The organism is Pareuzebyella sediminis (assembly GCF_008367235.1).
In the GTDB taxonomy this organism is placed as follows: Bacteria; Bacteroidota; Bacteroidia; order Flavobacteriales; family Flavobacteriaceae; genus Pareuzebyella; species Pareuzebyella sediminis.
This window is the reverse complement of sequence record NZ_VTZS01000002.1, coordinates 252743-270961: the sequence shown is the minus strand read 5'-3', so window position 1 is coordinate 270961 and position 18219 is coordinate 252743. Positions and strand designations below refer to the sequence as shown.

General features: G+C 40.6%; 17 protein-coding genes and 1 tRNA gene. 3 read left to right on the top strand and 15 right to left on the bottom strand.

Features of this window, described 5'->3' with window-relative positions; genetic code table 11:
* Positions 1 to 63: 63 nt before the first annotated feature.
* The gene (locus F2B13_RS07855) at positions 64 to 2376 is read right to left on the bottom strand and encodes a TonB-dependent receptor (protein WP_232625202.1); all 2313 of its coding nucleotides are present in this window, start codon (positions 2374 to 2376) and stop codon (positions 64 to 66) included.
* Positions 2377 to 2779: 403 nt separating this feature from the next.
* Here F2B13_RS07855 and F2B13_RS07850 point away from each other — a divergent pair, with 403 nt between their 5' ends.
* Positions 2780 to 5260, top strand: a complete 2481-nt coding sequence (locus F2B13_RS07850; protein ID WP_198439721.1) for a hybrid sensor histidine kinase/response regulator — start codon at positions 2780 to 2782, stop codon at positions 5258 to 5260.
* Here F2B13_RS07850 and F2B13_RS07845 read toward each other — a convergent pair.
* The 8 genes from F2B13_RS07845 to F2B13_RS07810 all read right to left on the bottom strand — a co-directional run bounded on the left by F2B13_RS07845 (position 5235) and on the right by F2B13_RS07810 (position 12591).
* Positions 5235 to 6605 (bottom strand): sigma-54-dependent transcriptional regulator, encoded by a 1371-nt coding sequence (locus F2B13_RS07845; RefSeq protein ID WP_149303945.1) that lies wholly within the window; start codon positions 6603 to 6605, stop codon positions 5235 to 5237. The genes F2B13_RS07850 and F2B13_RS07845 overlap by 26 nt on opposite strands.
* A 188-nt stretch (positions 6606 to 6793) precedes the next feature.
* Positions 6794 to 7099, bottom strand: a complete 306-nt coding sequence (locus F2B13_RS07840) for a hypothetical protein (protein WP_149274527.1) — start codon at positions 7097 to 7099, stop codon at positions 6794 to 6796.
* Positions 7100 to 7593: 494 nt separating this feature from the next.
* On the bottom strand, positions 7594 to 7905 hold the full coding sequence (locus F2B13_RS07835; protein ID WP_149274526.1) for a hypothetical protein: 312 nt from the start codon (positions 7903 to 7905) through the stop codon (positions 7594 to 7596).
* Between the two features lie 567 nt (positions 7906 to 8472).
* Complete coding sequence (locus tag F2B13_RS07830) at positions 8473 to 8799, bottom strand: hypothetical protein (RefSeq protein WP_149274525.1); 327 nt, start codon at positions 8797 to 8799, stop codon at positions 8473 to 8475.
* 243 nt (positions 8800 to 9042) lie between these two features.
* Positions 9043 to 10590: a DUF4301 family protein gene (locus F2B13_RS07825; RefSeq protein WP_149274524.1), complete on the bottom strand. Its 1548-nt coding sequence runs from the start codon at positions 10588 to 10590 to the stop codon at positions 9043 to 9045.
* A complete protein-coding gene (locus F2B13_RS07820) occupies positions 10587 to 11153 on the bottom strand; it encodes an AAA family ATPase (RefSeq protein WP_149274523.1) in 567 nt (188 codons plus the stop codon). Before F2B13_RS07820 ends, F2B13_RS07825 begins: the two co-directional genes overlap by 4 nt.
* The gene (gene pnuC / locus F2B13_RS07815; protein WP_149275424.1) at positions 11108 to 11755 is read right to left on the bottom strand and encodes a nicotinamide riboside transporter PnuC; all 648 of its coding nucleotides are present in this window, start codon (positions 11753 to 11755) and stop codon (positions 11108 to 11110) included. Before pnuC ends, F2B13_RS07820 begins: the two co-directional genes overlap by 46 nt.
* Before the next feature lie 179 nt (positions 11756 to 11934).
* Positions 11935 to 12591 carry a 4'-phosphopantetheinyl transferase family protein gene (locus F2B13_RS07810; RefSeq protein WP_149274522.1) on the bottom strand — a complete coding sequence of 219 codons (657 nt, stop codon included), beginning with the start codon at positions 12589 to 12591 and terminating at the stop codon, positions 11935 to 11937.
* Positions 12592 to 12678: 87 nt separating this feature from the next.
* Between F2B13_RS07810 and ahcY the strand changes: the two genes are divergently transcribed.
* Entirely contained in the window at positions 12679 to 13995 is a 1317-nt protein-coding gene (gene ahcY / locus F2B13_RS07805) for an adenosylhomocysteinase (protein ID WP_149274521.1), read from the top strand.
* 77 nt (positions 13996 to 14072) lie between these two features.
* On the opposite strand, the gene F2B13_RS07800 is transcribed toward ahcY, so the two are convergent.
* The 6 genes from F2B13_RS07800 to F2B13_RS07775 all read right to left on the bottom strand — a co-directional run bounded on the left by F2B13_RS07800 (position 14073) and on the right by F2B13_RS07775 (position 16708).
* Positions 14073 to 14552 carry a GAF domain-containing protein gene (locus F2B13_RS07800; protein ID WP_149274520.1) on the bottom strand — a complete coding sequence of 160 codons (480 nt, stop codon included), beginning with the start codon at positions 14550 to 14552 and terminating at the stop codon, positions 14073 to 14075.
* A 51-nt stretch (positions 14553 to 14603) separates the two neighbouring features.
* Positions 14604 to 14674 (bottom strand) — tRNA-Cys (locus F2B13_RS07795).
* A 9-nt stretch (positions 14675 to 14683) separates the two neighbouring features.
* A complete protein-coding gene (locus F2B13_RS07790) occupies positions 14684 to 14863 on the bottom strand; it encodes a hypothetical protein (protein ID WP_149274519.1) in 180 nt (59 codons plus the stop codon).
* A gap of 225 nt (positions 14864 to 15088) precedes the next feature.
* Positions 15089 to 15349: a 50S ribosomal protein L27 gene (gene rpmA, locus F2B13_RS07785; protein ID WP_149274518.1), complete on the bottom strand. Its 261-nt coding sequence runs from the start codon at positions 15347 to 15349 to the stop codon at positions 15089 to 15091.
* 66 nt (positions 15350 to 15415) lie between these two features.
* On the bottom strand, positions 15416 to 16156 hold the full coding sequence (gene rplU / locus F2B13_RS07780; RefSeq protein WP_149274517.1) for a 50S ribosomal protein L21: 741 nt from the start codon (positions 16154 to 16156) through the stop codon (positions 15416 to 15418).
* A 96-nt stretch (positions 16157 to 16252) separates the two neighbouring features.
* Entirely contained in the window at positions 16253 to 16708 is a 456-nt protein-coding gene (locus F2B13_RS07775; protein ID WP_149274516.1) for a DUF4199 domain-containing protein, read from the bottom strand.
* A gap of 169 nt (positions 16709 to 16877) precedes the next feature.
* Between F2B13_RS07775 and F2B13_RS07770 the strand changes: the two genes are divergently transcribed.
* Positions 16878 to 18200, top strand: coding sequence for a M16 family metallopeptidase (locus F2B13_RS07770; RefSeq protein ID WP_149303944.1), 1323 nt, complete (start codon positions 16878 to 16880; stop codon positions 18198 to 18200).
* The last annotated feature ends 19 nt before the right edge of the window (positions 18201 to 18219 follow it).

The window sequence follows — 18219 nt, the reverse complement described above, 5'->3', positions numbered from 1 at the left end:
AACGTTTTTGGCGCACTCATGCCAGCACAACACTTGCCGCAAATGGCGTATAAAGTTAGTATTTTAAAATTGTACGCTAGCACCCAACAAAAAATGGATTCCTGCCTGAGGATAATAACCGGCCCCTTCAATAGTTGTTACTAGCGAAGGATTACTCCAGGTATCTTCATACGTGTAAAAATAGCCATTCGAGACAATATCTGCATTGAACAAATTATTTACTAATCCCGAAAGCACAATTTGTTTTACAAAACCGTGCGTATCCATCGCATACTGTACATTGAAATCGGTCTGCGAGTATCCGTCCAACACAGAACTCGACGCATCGATATTACCCATATATTGCTTGCCCACATATTTGGTCAAAAAAGCCACTTGTAGATCCTCATTAGGAACATAGGCTATTCGATTGCCCGCTACGACACTTGGTGAATAGGCGATTTTGGTATTTCCTAAATCTTGGAGCATACCATCACGTTGGAAAAAGAAATCGAGATTTCTGTTATCGCTTATGGCGACGTTGGGTTGGAGTACAAACTTTTTTCCTAACGCAATCTTCGCATCGACCTCGAGACCCAAACGGTAACTATCCCCGACATTGGCCCGCAACGGTGCGCCGACATCATTAAGTTCACCAGTGAGTACCAATTGATCCTTATATCTCATATAATATACATTGGTGTTTATCTGTACATCTGGAGAAACGTATCGCCAGCCCAGTTCAAAATCGTTCAGCTTTTCGGGCTTGGGGCTCCCGTTCTCATAGTCGTTTCTATTGGGTTCACGATTGGCCCTTGCATATGAAAAATAGAAGTTATTATTCCGATTTAAATCAAATGTAACTCCTGCTTTGGGATTGAAAAAATTGAACGTATCATCTACCATTCCCGTTTCTTCCCCGTTCGCCGAATAGCCCACTTTACGATATTGCACATCTCCGTAGAGCTTCCATTGTCCATCCAGATCATAATTCATTTTGGCATACAGGTTTAAGTCCGTCTTTTTAGAATCGTTGTCGTAATACTTATCTCGAATTTCACTATCTGATGCGAAGCGGGCCCAAATGACCTCTCCATAATGTGCACCGTCATAGTTGTTCCATCCGCCTCCGAAAATAAAGTCGACCTTTTCGTTTTCGTAATTTGCCGAAAACACCGTTCCGTAAAAGTCGTTAACGAGCCATCTACGTCGGATTAAATCCGTGGTGTTGACCTCTTCACCGTTCACCATCAAGGGTTCAAAAGCGTACGTGGAAAAATCATCTTCTTCACGATACTGTTCAAAAAATCCACGGCCATGCGTATAATGTAGGGCTATGTTGGTGCTCCAATTAGATGACCAACCCTCGTTCCAGTGCAGTTGAAAGTGATCTTGCTTATAATCGTCCACCTCGTTCTCATAGGTATAATAGTTGTACCTACGATCTGAATTTCTGAGATTTTCGGCCTCTTCTACCGAAAGGCCGTTTTCTATAATAAACTGTGCTATACCCTCGGTATCGTTCTCCAAACGTGCCTTGGGAGTACCGTACCATGCTTGGTAGGTAACCTCATGACCTCCAAAGAGCAAGGCTTTTATCAAAGTGTTGTCATCTTTATAAGCACTTTGTAAAAAATAGGAATTCAATCTCGAGGAAGCCCGGTCTATATATCCGTCAGAATCTATTTTTGACAATCGTCCTGAAAATTCGAAATGATCGTTAATGAGGCCCGTACTGAACTTGAAATTGCTGCGCAGGGTATTAAAACTTCCGACCGATGAGGAAATTTGTGCATAGGCATCTTCTGAAACGGCGTCGGTCAACAGATTCAAACTCGCCCCAAAAGCTGCCGCACCATTGGTCGAAGTACCTACCCCCCTTTGCAATTGTAGGCTTTGGGTCGAAGATGCAAAATCAGGCATATTCACCCAAAATGTTCCTTGAGACTCTGCGTCGTTGTATGGAATACCGTTGATGGTCACATTCACCCTGGTATTATCGCTTCCCCTTACCCGAATACCGGTATATCCGATGCCGGCCCCGGCATCCGATGTGGTGACTACTGATGGTAAATAGTTCATTAATATGGGAATATCCTGCCCTAAGTTGCGGGGGGCTATTTCTTCCTTGGTCAAATTTGAGAACGTCACAGGAGACTCGTTTGTAACCCGTACGGCTTGCACCAGTACCTCATCAAGAACAACTTTTGTTCCTTCAATAGTGTCTTCCTCCGTCGCATGATTTTGGGCCAACAGCCCGTTCGAAAGTAAAAAGAAAAAAACAATATAGTTTAAAAGATTCCTTAAGTATTTTTTTTGGTCTTTTTTGACCGATTGCATGTAATCGCCCAACTTTGGGGGCCATCTGAATTTGAATTTTGAATAGAGCGGTATCATCCGTAAAAAAATTTTACGAATAAAAGGGGCCATTATTCTAAGTTAAAAATGATTTTTGCCCAATTAAGGACGATAGATATTCCAAGTAACACCTTTGGTGCGATCCCTTGGCGGCATTACCCGCCCAGGTTCATTGGGTATAATCTCAGCCTTTTGAATTTTAAATAGATTCACTTGGTGTTCCAAATTCGGAATATCGAATGAGAAATGTAAGCCCAAGAGTATTTAAAACAAAAAGCACCCCTTTGAGATGCCACAAAGATAAGTGCGGCATTTTACATATCATAATCCTACTTCAAAAAAAGCGGTCCCCTGAACGTAGGGTAATAATTAACGATTCGTTATCAACCCTATCGTCTTTATATACGTATTTTTAGTAATAGATATTCCTCAGATGGGTCTTATGACAAACGAATCACCACAGTCTAAAAATAAGTTCACGCTCAAAATAATAGCCAGTTACATGATTTTAGCCTTTCTGGCAGCCGCGGTAGGGTATTTCGTCTATACCGAAATCAAAACCTATGTTTCTACTGAAACCGCAGATGTCAATGACAGGAAATTATTGAAGACCAGTACTTTGTTCACCAAAATTTACGAAGCCGAAAGCCTTTCGAAATTGGCACTTCAGCGGGAAAGCCAGATAAATTATGATGCCTACGTCCTAAAAATCGATACCATTCAAATGGAAATCGATACATTAAGGGGATTAATGTCGGGCTCGGAGCAAAAAGGCCTATTGGATAGCTTAGGACTACTGTTAGACCAAAAGCTTGAAAACAACCGGGAATTAAGAAAGCTTAAACTGCAAAATAATCCGGATAATTTTCTGGAACGCGCACTCAAAGAATTCGAGAAAATTGAAGAATCTATGGGAAAATTTTCCGCCGAAAACCTTTTCCCGAATTATAGTCAGGCCTCTCCCAAAGTACAAGAATCTCTCCGTGAGGTAGCAGCGCTCTTCAGTGCCAATTCCCCTAAAAATTCAGATGGCATCGAAAATGCGCACTATGTCGATTCAATTCTGAGTGTTTCTAAGGAAATGTTGCGAAAGGCACAACTGGCAGACTCCAGATCTCAAAGATCGCTTGCGCAAAAAGAGATTGAGATGAATAGAAACGACCTCGAGCTTTCACAGCAACTACAAAATATTATTGCAGCCTTCGAAAGAGAGGTACTGGCAAGTAGTTATAACAATAGTCTCAAAAAGCGGGAAACCCTGAGAAGAACAACACGAATTGCAGGGCTGGCCGCCCTTTTGGGCTTTGCCATCGTAGGACTTTTTTCTTTTCTCATTACCCGGGATTTCTGGAAAGTACAGACCTATAGGATGAGACTCGAAAAGGAGAAAAAATTCTCGGAATCTCTTTTAAAAAGTCGCGAACAATTGATTTCCACGGTAAGCCATGATTTAAGAACTCCTTTGAATACCATCAGTGGTTATTCAGAGCTTCTCGAGAGCACGGAACTCTCAAAGAAGCAATCGGGATACATAAAAAACGTAAAGTCTGCTTCAGAATATGTAGGCAACTTGGTCAACGATTTGCTCGACTTCTCGAAATTAGAGGCAGGAAAGTTAAAAACCGAGCGCATTCCTTTTATACCAGCAAACCTCATTCAAGAAACGGCTGAAAATCTTCAGGCACTTAATGCCCATAAGAATTTAAAATTGCTACTTGATGTAGATCCCGAATTCGAGCAAACTGTTTTGGGAGACCCCTTCAGGATACGGCAAATTTTGACGAATCTTATTGGAAATGCATTCAAATTCACCGAAGAAGGTACTATTAAAGTTGTGGCTTCGTTCGAACGGGCAAAGGGCAAAACCTTTCACGCCAAAATTGCGGTATCGGATACCGGTATTGGGATCGCCAGAGAAAAACAGCATCTAATTTTCAAGGAATTCACCCAAGCCGATAGAGATACCGATAAAAAGTTCGGCGGGTATGGTCTTGGGCTTACCATCTCAAGAAAGCTCGCGGAGCTTCTCCAAGGAAATCTAAGCCTCCAGAGTAAGTTAGGCGAAGGCAGTACTTTCACACTCCAATTGCCTCTAGAAGTTACTGAAATACAGTTAAATAAGGCGCAAGAATCACCTTATATGGTTTCTAAATTGAGAATGTTGATTATTGACGACGATACGGCGCTGTTGCACATGCTAAGGGAATTAGCCGAAAGTATGGGTATTACGGTGCATACCTATACCAATTTCCTGTCCATAGAAAGAGATTCCCATTTGGCATACGACATCGTCCTTACCGACATTCAGATGCCACAGGTGACCGGTTTCGAAGTGCTTAAGAAGTTACGGTCGGGTAATTATAAACATTATAAAAACCAACCCATCGTAGCGATGACAGGGCGTAGAGATCTTGGACCAGAAGCCTATATCAGTGTGGGCTTTGCCCAAGTTTTACAGAAACCTTTTTCAAAAGGGGAGCTCGTAGCCACGCTGAAATTGATGGGTATCGTTACAGACCAAGGCTGGGCCAAGGAACCCGGTCAACAGATTAAAGATCCGGAATCTTCACTATACAGCCTTGAGATTATCTATTCATTTCTCGGACAAAGCGACGAAGCCATACATGAGGTCTTGCAAACATTTTTGTCCGACACCCACTCCAATATGGCACTATTGGAAAATGCCATATCCCACAAAGATTATAAACAAATGAATGAGGTAGCACATCGAATGCTACCTATGTATCGTCAATTGAAAACCGGTGTTTGTGTTGAAATATTGGAGCGCATGGAAATCGCGACACCTCAATCGTTAGGTCCAGATGATTTGGTCAAGGCTTTGGAAGCGCTCAAGGAAAGTGTTCGAGCTCTCGTTTCGGCATTGGAAAATCGTTTGCCTACAAGTCTAAATTATAGTGGTTGATTCTGTTATAAAGTGTTTTTCGGGTAACCTGAAGCAACTTTGCCGCTTTTGATTTGTTGAAATTGGTTTTTTTTAGGGCTTTGATGATTTGGTCTTTTTCGAACTCCGATTTGGAGAAATTATCTGCGACCGACTCTTTTTCCCGTGACTGAAGTACTTCTCTTGGTAAGGCCTGAATTTCAACCTCTTCGCCAGTGGTCAACAATACCGCTCTTTTGATCACATTCTGTAACTCTCTTAGATTTCCCGGCCAATGGTATTGACGAAAAGCTTCCCATACCTCGTTGGTAAACCCTTGTATATTTTTATCTAGGCTTGTGTTCGCTTTATCCAAAAAATTTTCTGCAAAGAGCATCAAATCTTCAAATCGATCTTCTAGGGAAGGAATTTGTACGGAAAACTCATTTAACCTATGATATAGGTCTTCGCGAAAGGTACCATTTTCTACAGCTTTGTTTAAATCTTCATTGGTAGCAGTAATAATTCGTACATCGACCGTAATTTCCTTTGTGCTACCGATGCGCTTTATCTTGCGCTCTTGAAGGGCCCTTAACAACTGTATTTGATTCTCATAGGACAGGTTTCCGACCTCATCCAAAAATAAGGTGCCCTTATCGGCAGCCTCAAAGTTGCCCATCTTATCTTCAACGGCCCCGGTAAAACTACCTTTGATATGACCGAAAAACTCACTGGTCGCCAATTCTTTCGGTATGGCCCCACAATCAACCGCAATAAAATTGAAATCTTTACGCTTACTGTTATCATGAATAGCCTTGGCAGTCACCTCTTTACCAGTACCGCTTTCCCCTGTGATCAAGACGGACATATCAGTAGGTGCCACCAACTTAATGTAGTCATCTAACTTTTTGGATGCTTCGCTGGTACCCTTTACAATATAGGCCGAGTTCGTTTTATCGGCTTTAGTATCTTTCTGAGAGGTACGATTTGTAGTATTGTTATCATTCTGAATGGAATGTGAAGAAACCTCGGCTTTCAATGCATTTTCGATGATCATAACAATTTCATCCGGGGTAAAAGGTTTTGATATATAATCGAAAGCTCCTTTTTTCATGGCATTCACCGCGGAACCTACCTCCGCATAGCCGGTCATCAAAATAACCTGTGTTTTCGGACTAACTGTTTTTATGTCGGTCAATAGCTTAATGCCATCATATTCAGGCAATCTTAAATCAGTCAGTATAACATCAAAATGGTTGTTTTTAAACTTCTCCTGTGCGTCGGAAGCTGAGAAACTAGCCATTACTTCATAATTGCGTTTTGTCAAAAACTTCTGCAGCATTTGACAAAAAGCAGAATCGTCTTCAATTATTAAAAGGTTGGGCATAAAAGCGTTCTAGCGTTGCATTACTAAAAGTAATACGTAAAAATACCACAAGAAAGCTGTTTCTACTTAAAAATTATCTTAAAAGAGTAGCTGACTGCCTTAAACACAAGAAAGGGAGCCGCTAAATAGCGGCTCCCTTTTTTATACAAATTCGGTATATGTCCCGATTCAGTACATCTATTTATAGCTTATTGCTCTATAGCATTACCTTCTTCATCAACGATAAGAGCTCCTGTAGTTCCATCTTCCAATGAAACTTCAACCTTGTAATGATTCTCTTCGTTTTTATGGGCTTTATTGATCGTAGCGCCAGGATAATTGGTCTCGATCATGGTAGTTATAGCTTCAGGTACTTCCTCAACGGCGATTTCATTGAAGCCGTCTTGAGCTACAGCCTCAGTTGCTGTATCTTGTGCTTCGGTTGCTGCTTCTTCCTGAGCAAATGCTGTCATACTTCCTAATGCTAAAACTGCTGTGATAAATAACTTTTTCATGATGTTCTGGTTTTAATTTAATTATTAATTAATTTCCCTAGATACATTGAAAATATAATACCAAAAACGCATGATTATTCAAGTGTTTGATTTTCAGATATTTAAAAATATATGCTTATTTATGAACTGTGTAGATACGAGTAAAGTTCCCCAAACCGTGTAAAATTTTCACAGTTACGAAACCTCCTTGTCACCAATTTAGTGTGGTGAGAGGACAGCCAAAATACGGAGCGATTCAACTAGGATGATCATCTGGTCAAGATACTTTTACTGCCTGTTCAAAATTTATTTACCGCAAGTTCAAATCCTCCAATACAACTCCGCACCATTTTTTATGTCAAAGTTCAATTGGTTCTTATGACCTTTGCCCACAAAATAAAAGTAAAATCTAGATCGTATTATTATTTAAAATTCCATACAAAAGAAAGGGGCTGTGTAAACACAACCCCTTTCTGACCAAACCAACTTGATACAAAACAAATAACTCAAGTTATTTACATTTCGATCCAGTTACCGTTCTCGTCTGCATACAGTGTTCCAGAAGTACCGTCTTCAAGTGAAACTTCCAGTTTGTATTGCTTATCTTCATTAACATAAGCCTTATCAATAGAAGCTGTTGGATAATTTTTAGCTACGGCCGCAGTAACTGCTTCCGGTAATTCCTCTGCAGATACCTCGGCGAAACCATCTTGTTGTGCCTCTATCGCCTCACTTGCATTTTCTTCTACGGTCGATGTGGCTTCCTCTTGTGCAAAAGCTGTCAAACTACCTAGAGCAAATACTGCTGTTACAAATATTTTCTTCATGACTTCTAAATTTTTAATATTATACTATATCAAGTAAAGAAATAATAGTACCAAACAATCAAAAAAAATATAAGGCATTGTCTATCAATAAATTGAATCGATTCTACACTTAAAAAACTGTGTAATTTTGAGTAGTTGGACTCCAAAATTGTGTAAAATATATACGAATTGCATCGCTATCAAGCTAAAGATGGCACTCCTACACCGCTATGGGTTACCCTAACTTATTACTCTTTACAAGAACATAAATTTGAACGCCCCTATTGGTAACAGACATCTTAGGGGGCCCTACCGTGCGACAAAGACCACCGATATGATACTGGTATCCCACAATAGCACTTGCCAGCCGGCAATTCCTTAAGAAGAAATAAGAATCGTACGATGGTATCTCAACATGATGGGAGACATTAGACACCACGGACTATCTTCGGTTACACTTACCCTAGGAAATCGTTAGAGCTGCTATCAAAATAGTTTTCCCTAGGGGTTTAGGCATAAAAAAACTCCGTCGAACCCAAGGCTTGACGGAGTTATTTGTTGCCGAATCAAATCGGCCACATAATAGAATTACATATCAATCCAATTGCCTTCGGCATCAGCGTACAATTCAGCTGTTTCACCATCTTCTTTGGCAACTTCCAATTTGTATTGAGCTTCTTCGTTCATGTATGCTTTAGAAATTGTAGCACCTGGATGAGCTGCTTCTAAAGCCTCGGTGATAGCCTCAGGAATTTCTTCAACAGCAACTTCGTTAAAACCATCTTGAACTTGATCAGCAGCATCTTCAGTCGTTTCAACAACTTCTGTAGCAGTTTCTTCGATAGCTGTTTCTTCTTGAGCAAAAGCAGTCATTGTTCCTAGAGACAATACTGCGGCAAACATTAAATTTTTCATTTTCCTTTATTTTAGATTACTATTTGTTTTGATAATCGTTAACTATAGTGGGAAAATGATGCCAAGTAAGAATTAATGCATGATTTGATTATAATATCCTGAATTTCAGTAATTTAATTCAATATAAGCGCTACTGAAAAATGTATAGGTATGTGTAAAAAACTGTAGTCTATGTGTAAAAGTTACACACTTTTCGCACAACCGGCCTTATAAGAGTTCTATTCTTATGTTAGTAGACCATTATTAATTACTAGACGTCACTTGATGGGCAGGTCTAAGTAAGTCATTTACGGTTTTGACCGGATTGAAGGTCGATGAGGGCACTTCAACAAAAAGTGTGTTCCAAAAAGCCATGGCCCCGTTCCATAAGCCAGGCAGTTCGAGAGCCTTTAATTCCTTTCCGTCTTTCGTCTTTCCGGTAATGAAGCCTTGTTTGGTATCCACAAATTCCATCAAGTCATACTTTTCACCTTTATAGTTCTTTACTCCACATACCAAATCTACGGGATTGAAATGAGTGGCATTTTTAAGGATATCTGCCTGAGCCCTATCGTTCATATCTATCTGAGCAGACTCTATAATCTGCAGTGAAATATTGCCATTGCCATCTTTGATCCAAAATGGACCTCCCCCAGGCTCGCCTTCATTTTTAACCATCCCACAAATACGGATCGGCCTATTTATTTTGTCTTTTAATATCTCGATTTGCTCTCCTACACTGAAACCAACGAAATTTTTAGAAAAACGAACATTCAGCTCATCCTCCAAGAATTCTTTAATTTGTCTTAAGTGATCTGTCGTAAGGCCACCTTCGTCTAATTGTTTTGCAAATGCGAAAGCCTTTTCCTGTACTTTCAGCAATACCCCGGCCAGCACTTTTTTGCTATTTGCAACTTCATCGGCAAATCTGGGTACGGTTACATTATCTATATTCTTAATAAAAATGATTTGCGCATCCTGGTCATTGAGGTTCTCAATGAGTGCCCCATGCCCACCAGGCCTAAAAAGTATCGAACCATCTTCGTTTCTAAAAGGCTCGTTCTTCATATCCACCGCTATGGTATCAGTAGAGGATTTTTGATAGGAATAACTTACCTTAAAAGAGGTATGGGTATCTGTGGACACTCGTTCCTTAATGTTTGAGAACTCTTCGTTGAACATTTGGCCATGCTGCTCGGAAATGGTAAAGTGTAAATTCGCGGTGTCTCCGGTCTTAGCGTACACCGAGGCTTCTTTCAAATGCTCCTCGAAAGGAGTTGCAGCATATTTTCCATAGTCGTGGAAGGGTAAAAGTCCTTTGGGATAAAATCCAAAGTTTAAGGCATTTTCATCCATCATTTCCTTAACAAAAAGATATACCTCTTCATCTTTTGAATCTGCCTTTCCAGTGATTCTCTTTGCTACCTTTTTATAGAAAGGAAAAGCAGTCAGTCCCTCAGAAAACTTCTTTATCGCGGAATCACCTGTTCTTTCAATATAGTCTTCGAGGCTTTCCGAAGAAGGATCATAGGCTTCCAAAAAGTTGAAAAGGTCTTTGAACATTCTCGATGCGGCACCGGAAGCGGGCACAAACTTCAGCAACGATAACTCACTCTGCGAAGTATCAAAAATTTGAATGAGTTGTTGCTCTTCCTCTGGAGTAAATTTTGAAATCCCTTCACCTACAGTAACGGCTTTTTCAAGCTCAACAAAAGGTATACCTTCCTTAAAGGTTTCTATTTGTGCATTTACTTTTTTTTCAGATATTCCTTTTTCAGCGAGTAATTCCAAGTCTTTTTCGGTCAGTATCATTTGCAAAATAACAGTTTATCAATATGCTTCACAGCGGTCGTAAACCGCTTTTTTTTATTCCCTTTCAATATAACAAAATTCCTATGATATTTTTCCAAGGTACTTCTGAAATATTCAAACATACGCTCCCGTTCATCTGGCTTGTCACGAAGGTCGTCGCCTACCCAAGGTATGTCGATATAGGTCAAAAGGTACAGGTCATATGAATTCTTTAAAGCGTACCTTTCTATCAATGGATCACAATGACCCACATAATACGCTTCTGAATATACCTTAGTCTCCAATAAGTCCGTATCACAAATGAGTAAATTATTAGCTTTCTTGGTGAGTTCGTTTTCCGAACTTATTTGCCCCTCAGCAATGGGCAAAAGATCTTTGGGCTCACAGGTGGTGCGCTGGTCGTTCCATTTTTTTTGAAGATACTCCCGAGCATACTCCGGAACCCATACCGTACGGTAATGTGCTGCCAATTGCTGTGACAATGTGGTCTTGCCCGTGGATTCGGGACCGAATAAAACTACTTTAACAACGTCACTGGGCTCTTGTTCAAGTTTTTCTTCCATGCGAGATAACCATAGATGGCAATAATGGTAAATAAAAAATATTGTAAGGAGGTAAAGATAAGGCCTTTATACAGATACAATGGGACCGATACGACATCGCCGATGATCCAATACACCCAATTCTCGAGTTTCTTTTTGGCCATAAGCCACATCCCCACAAAAAAAATAGCAGTGGTGAAAGTATCGATATAGGCTGTCCAATTATTGAACTTGTCAAAAATGAGGTATACCGACCACACAAAGGCTAGTGTTCCCAAGAATAATGCTACAGACCATTTTTTTTCCCTTGAATCGGTTCGGGTTATGGGTATGAAATGTTCCTTATCTACCTTCCTTGTCCATACCCACCAACCGTACACACTCATGGCAAAGTAATAGGCATTGATCATCATGTCACCTAAAAGTCCGAATACAAGTAAAATATAAACGAAAATACCAGTACTAATGATTCCGGTAGGGAAGACCAAAATATTCTCACGTTTCGAATACCACACACTTAAGAAACCAAAAAACACCCCTATTAGCTCAAGTGCCACCAGATGAAGCGGCGTACCTTCGTACTGGGCAAAGATCCATTCAAAAACCTCTCCTAGAGCAATCATTTGTAAAATCAACGGTGTTCACTTTTTAGTTCAAAGACAAGGTTTCTGAGCTTATTAGGAATGATGAGGCCATCAAATAAAATCATTTTAAAATACATGAAATCGATTCTTATTTTTTGCAAAGTCAGTAGCTTTCTCGCAACAAAAAAACGCATAAATTTGAAGTAGTGAAGTCTCACCTATGCCTTCCCTTTGATAGCCATTGAATGTTGTAAGGCATACACACAGGTAAAGCCTTCGAACTCAAAAAACGCTATGTCATAGAACGATGAATCTCCTTGGTATAGAATTTCGGCCGTTGTACTTGTATCATCCAATCTAAAATCTTTCACATTGATATGATGTAAAAAGCTTAGCCCCGCTTCGGCATAGATCTTATATAACGATTCTTTGGCACCCCAAACAATGGTCAGTTTTCGAATTAGGGCATCGGTATTGGCAATGGTACGATATTCCTCGATAGGCGTAAACTTGTATGCGATGCGCAAAATCTTCTCTCGCTGCATCTCGACATCGATACCCACTTCATGAGTCTCACTTACGATAATACCTGTAAAATTGTGGGAATGGGTTATGGAGATTCTATGTCCATCCTTCAAGTGGGGTTTACCCGCCTGATCATAAAAAAGGTCACTATCTACATACCCCGCTTTTGCCATTAAATGCCGAATGCTCAAGAAAGCCCGTCGATGCATCTCCGATTTCATTGCTGACATCCGGGTTTGACAATGTGGAGTTAAAGCAATACCTTCATAAAGTTCGCCTTCGGTCTCTTCCACTTTCCAAATATAAACTTTCGTAGATGAATTGACCGTTACTATCTTATAGAGAGGCATGGTATGCTATACATTCGTTTTTCGTAACTTTGCAGGCACTCAATGAAGAATTCTACTTATATAACGAAAGTAAAAAATAAAAAAGAAATGGACATCAAAACAGTTGCTTATATACCCTACAAAGTAAAAGATATTTCCTTGGCGGCTTGGGGGCGAAAGGAAATCGAACTTGCCGAGGCCGAAATGCCCGGTCTAATGTCACTTCGGGATGAATATGGAAAAATGCAACCCTTAAAAGGTGCCCGTATTGCCGGATGCCTTCATATGACAATACAGACGGCAGTTCTTATCGAAACCTTGGTCGCCTTGGGTGCGGAGGTTACATGGAGTTCATGCAATATATTCTCTACCCAAGATCATGCCGCCGCCGCGATAGCGGCTGCGGGAATTCCCGTGTATGCCTGGAAAGGCATGAGCGAGGAAGAGTTCAATTGGTGTATCGAGCAGACCCTTTTCTTTGGCGAGACACGTAAACCCTTGAACATGATTCTTGACGACGGTGGAGACTTGACCAATATGGTATTGGATCAGTACCCTGAGTTGGCAAAGAACGTAAAAGGACTTTCAGAAGAGACCACTACCGGTGTGCATCGATTGTATGATCGGATGAAAAAAGGTACTTTGCCAATGCCCGCTATCAATGTGAACGATTCAGTGACCAAATCAAAATTCGACAACAAGTATGGGTGTCGTGAAAGTGCAGTAGACGCTATCCGCCGTGCAACAGATACTATGCTTGCCGGAAAACGTGTAGTAGTGGCGGGGTATGGAGATGTAGGCAAGGGCACCGCAGCCTCCTTCAAAGGCGCTGGTGCTATAGTTACCGTTACAGAAATCGACCCCATATGTGCCCTACAGGCATGCATGGATGGCTTCGAGGTCAAAAAACTGGAAACCGTGGTCTCCAAGGCAGATATTGTAATTACCTCCACTGGTAACAAAGACATCATCAGGGCCGAGCATTTCAAGGCTATGAAAGATAAAGCCATAGTATGTAATATCGGGCATTTTGACAACGAAATCGATATGGCTTGGTTAAATGGCAACTATGGGGCCAGCAAAGACGAGATTAAGCCTCAAGTAGATAAATATACAATTGAAGGCAAGGATATCATCGTGTTGGCAGAAGGACGCTTGGTCAACTTAGGCTGTGCCACCGGTCACCCGAGTTTTGTGATGAGCAACTCTTTTACTAACCAAACGCTGGCACAAATCGAACTTTGGAAAAATGGGGACAACTATAAGAACGAAGTGTATACACTACCCAAACACTTGGATGAAAAAGTAGCGGCACTACATCTCTCACGTTTGGGCGCGGAACTCACTGAGCTTACTGAAAATCAGGCGGAATACATCGGTGTGGAAGTCAAAGGGCCCTTTAAACCGGATTACTATAGATATTAGGAAATTTAAAACATGTATGCTCCCAAATAAAAATCCCCGAACAAGTCGGGGATTTTTATTTTTTTATGCTACTGGTATTAGCCTGCAGCCAAATGTTTGCTTATGGCCTCTCCAATGCTCATAATATCTTCCAACTCTTGCTTAGTAAAATCGTAAGGAACCGGTTTTGCTACACCCAAAGTGCCATACAGCTTTCCTTCAAGCATCATGGGTGCAGCGAGCGACCCCTCGACTTTCGTCTCTTTGGCCGCAGGTCGGGCAACACCTGAACTATCCGTTTGAAGGTTACACATTTCTACAGGCTTTTGCCGTTCTGCGGCTATCCCCGCCATACCCTTTCCAATCGGTATCTCAGATACTTTCGGAAGTAGAAAATCAGGAATTCCCTTTTGGGCTTGAAGTTTTAAGATTGACGTTTTTTGATCGAGAAAATGCAGCGTTCCAGTGGTACAGTCAAAATAGTCGATAACATTGGATAAAATCGTTTCCCATTCAATATTCGGAGTCGTCAAGAGACCTAAAACGGCATCGAGACCGCTATTATGTTGCTTGGTCATAAGTATAACCCTATTTTTTTACGGTAAAGCCCAGTAATTGTTTATGTAATGAGGCATCGAATGGATTCGAACCATTATAAAGGTTCTTGCGGAACCTTGCCTAGCCGTTCAGCCACGATGCCGTATATAGCCTATTCTTTTTTGGTGCTCAAGGCATTGTACTTGCTCATAAGTACACGATATTTGTCAGAGTCTTCTTTTGAATGGTTTCCAAAATCGTCTACAATGGAATGCTGAATATTGTTCGCTTTCAAAAATATGGAGACCCTTTCCAATTTTTCAGGTGTACCCTTTATTTCAATTTTCGCCATTTTTTGAATTTTATACTTGAAAAAGCAGCATATGAAGATAATAATTATTTGTAAGAAGCCATATATTTTGACCAATAAGTCGATTAATCTCAGGAAACCTCGGTCAAAAGGAAATAACGATAACCAAGCCAAATAGGTTAAAAGCTAGATATATTGAAAAGCAAAAGCCCTCCTAAATTTATTTAGAGGGCTTTAATATGATAAAAGTAGAATATCTTTTTAAGCTTAAGCTTCGAAAGGCTCAATCGAAACAAAAGATTTTCCACCTGCCTTTTTCTCGAACTTAACTAATCCGTCAATTCGAGCATGCAATGTATGGTCTTTTCCGGCATACACATTTTCACCCGGATTGTGTTTGGTGCCACGTTGTCTTACAATAATATTACCGGCAACAGCAGCCTGACCGCCAAAAATCTTAACGCCTAAACGTTTCGATTCCGATTCTCTTCCGTTTTTCGAACTACCTACACCTTTTTTGTGTGCCATGATATTTTGAATTTATTACTGCCCTATAGCTTCGGGTTCCCGAAGAGGGCAGACTCGTTTTACTGTTTATTTCTTTATTCCGCCGTCAAGGTCGTCTTGCAACTTTTCAAGCTCGTCCCATTTACCATCAGCCGCCAATTGAGCTTGTTCAGGCCATGTACCTGGCTCTAAATGGGCCAATCGAGAACTTGCCTCAGACAGAAGTTCCTTAATTTTTTCGGGATCGGCCTTGGCCAATTTTGCGAACGAATCAATACCTGCGGCAACCAAGGCCTCAGCAGCTTTCGGACCAACGCCCTCTATCTTTTTCAAATCGTCTCCCTTCTTAGAGCTACTTTTTTTGGAAGTACTCTTTGCAGGAGCAGCAGCTTTTTCCGCCTTAGGTTTCGATGCCACTGATACGTCAACTGTCGCATCTTTACCTTTGGTTTCCACCTTTGTGGCTTTCACCTCTTTTTTCTTAGGCTCCTCCTTCTTTTCAGACTTTTTGGCACCTTTGGCAACAATACTTTCAACCACAATTTCGGTCAATGATTGCCGATGACCGTTTTTCTTTCGGTACCCTTTACGTCTTTTCTTCTTAAAGACGATTACTTTGTCACCTTTAAAATGCTTAACGACTTTGGCCTCTACCGCCGCACCGTCTATAGCCGGGGCGCCAATGGTGATGTTAGAACCGTCTGCCAAAAGAAGTACGTTGTCAAAAGTTACCTTTTTCCCTTCTTCTGTCTGCAAACGATGAACATACACTTTTTGGTCTTTTGCAACTTTAAATTGCTGCCCTGCCATCTCTACAATTGCATACATAATAGCGTATAATTAGTTAATTTATGGCTTACCTTTTCAATAAGCGGATGCAAATATACGCCTTAATCATTAATGTACAAGTCAATAAGGGAGTTTTTAAACGGATTTTCTTTTTAGATTATTGCTTGATTTGAACAGCTGCATGAAAGACAGTGTCAAAACCAAGGAAGTAGCAAAGCCCATAATAGCCACAGTAAAAAAAACAATACCTTCAAAGTTTTTATAATCCTTGAACCAAACCGTAGAAAGTTCTCCAAGAAAATCAGTATCGAGCTCGGTAGCGTAAAGTGCGAAAAATAGAGTGAAAATAAGGGTTGCTACGAAACCTGTTACGACTCCGGCGGTAAATCCTTTACCATAATCAAACCCCTCCCCACTTCTCAACTTAAAATATTTAATGGCCTCATAAATGCCAAAACCCGTTATAACACCGTTGAACAGGCTATAAAACACATTGGTGTGCAAATTAAATAAAGAAAGAATCAAGAAATAGGCAATAAGGCAGCCACTAGTGGCAATTCCAAATCTGATAGGTAGTGCATACAATTTCATTTTCCTAAAGTTTCATATTAACTCCTTTAATTTACGCAAATTTTACAGACCGTGAACTAAAAATCTTGTTAAACAGAGGAGTATATTGCAAGGGTCCCCCTTAAAAAATTATATTCGTATAACGATAAAACTTAAAGTTGCAACAAATAAGTTACTAAACCCTTTTAAAATGAGAAACAAATTACTTTTCATAGTTCTATCACCATTTCTCTCATTGACACTGGTCGCCCAAGAGGTAAGCTTTGAAGAGTACGACCTTAGCAATGGCCTTCATGTAATTCTGCATCAAGATAAAACAGCTCCTGTCGTTACCACATCGGTGATGTACCATGTCGGAGGAAAAGACCGTACGGAAGGAAGAACCGGTTTCGCACATCTATTCGAGCATCTATTGTTCGAGGGAAGTAAAAATATCGAACGTGGCAAATGGTTCGAAATCGTATCGTCGAACGGAGGACAGAACAATGCCAATACTACCCAAGATCGCACTTATTATTATGAGGTATTTCCTTCGAACAATCTTGAACTCGGTCTTTGGCTTGAATCGGAGCGTATGCTACACCCAGTAATAGACCAGAAAGGAGTCGATACACAGCAAGAAGTGGTTAAAGAGGAAAAGAGATTGAGCTACGACAATAGGCCCTATGGCCAATTGATACCGGTCGTGGGTCAACATCTTTTCGAAAGGCATCCTTACAAAGATCCCAATATTGGATATATGGAAGATCTTGATGCCGCAACCTTAGATGATGTTATTGCCTATAATAAAAAATATTATGGCCCTAACAATGCCGTTTTGGTGGTGGCCGGTGATATCGAAATAGATGGGACCAAAAAATTGATACAAGATTATTTTGGTCCCATACCCAAAGGGCCTACCGTGGTCAGAAACTTTCCGAAAGAAAACCCAATAACTCAAGAAAAGCATGTCAAAGCCTATGATTCCAACATTCAAATACCGGCATCGATCCTCGCCTATCGCACGCCGGGTTTTAAAGAAAGGGACGCCTATGTTCTTGATATGATTTCAACCTATCTCAGTGATGGCAATAGTTCAAAACTATACAAAAAAATGGTCGACGATCTCAAGCAAGCCGTTCAAGTAGGGGCATTCAATATCGACCAGGAAGACTATGGCATGTATTTGGTGTATGCTTTACCGGTGGGAAATACTCCATTAGATACTCTAGTCGTCGAGATGGAAGAGGAAATAGCCAAGATTCGAGATAGCCTAATCTCTGAAAAAGACCATCAAAAATTACGAAACAAGTTCGAAAACCGTTTCGTCAATGCAAACTCAAGCATTGAAGGCATTGCCAATTCGCTTGCACGTTATTATCTCCTCTATGGCGATACTGGACTGATCAACAAAGAAATCGAGATTTACAATGCCATTACCCGAGAGGAAATCAAAGAGGTGGCGAATACCTACCTAAAGCCAAACCAACGTGTAGTTATAGAATATCTACCCGAAGAAGTCGACCCGAATTAGAAAATGGAGACCGATCAAC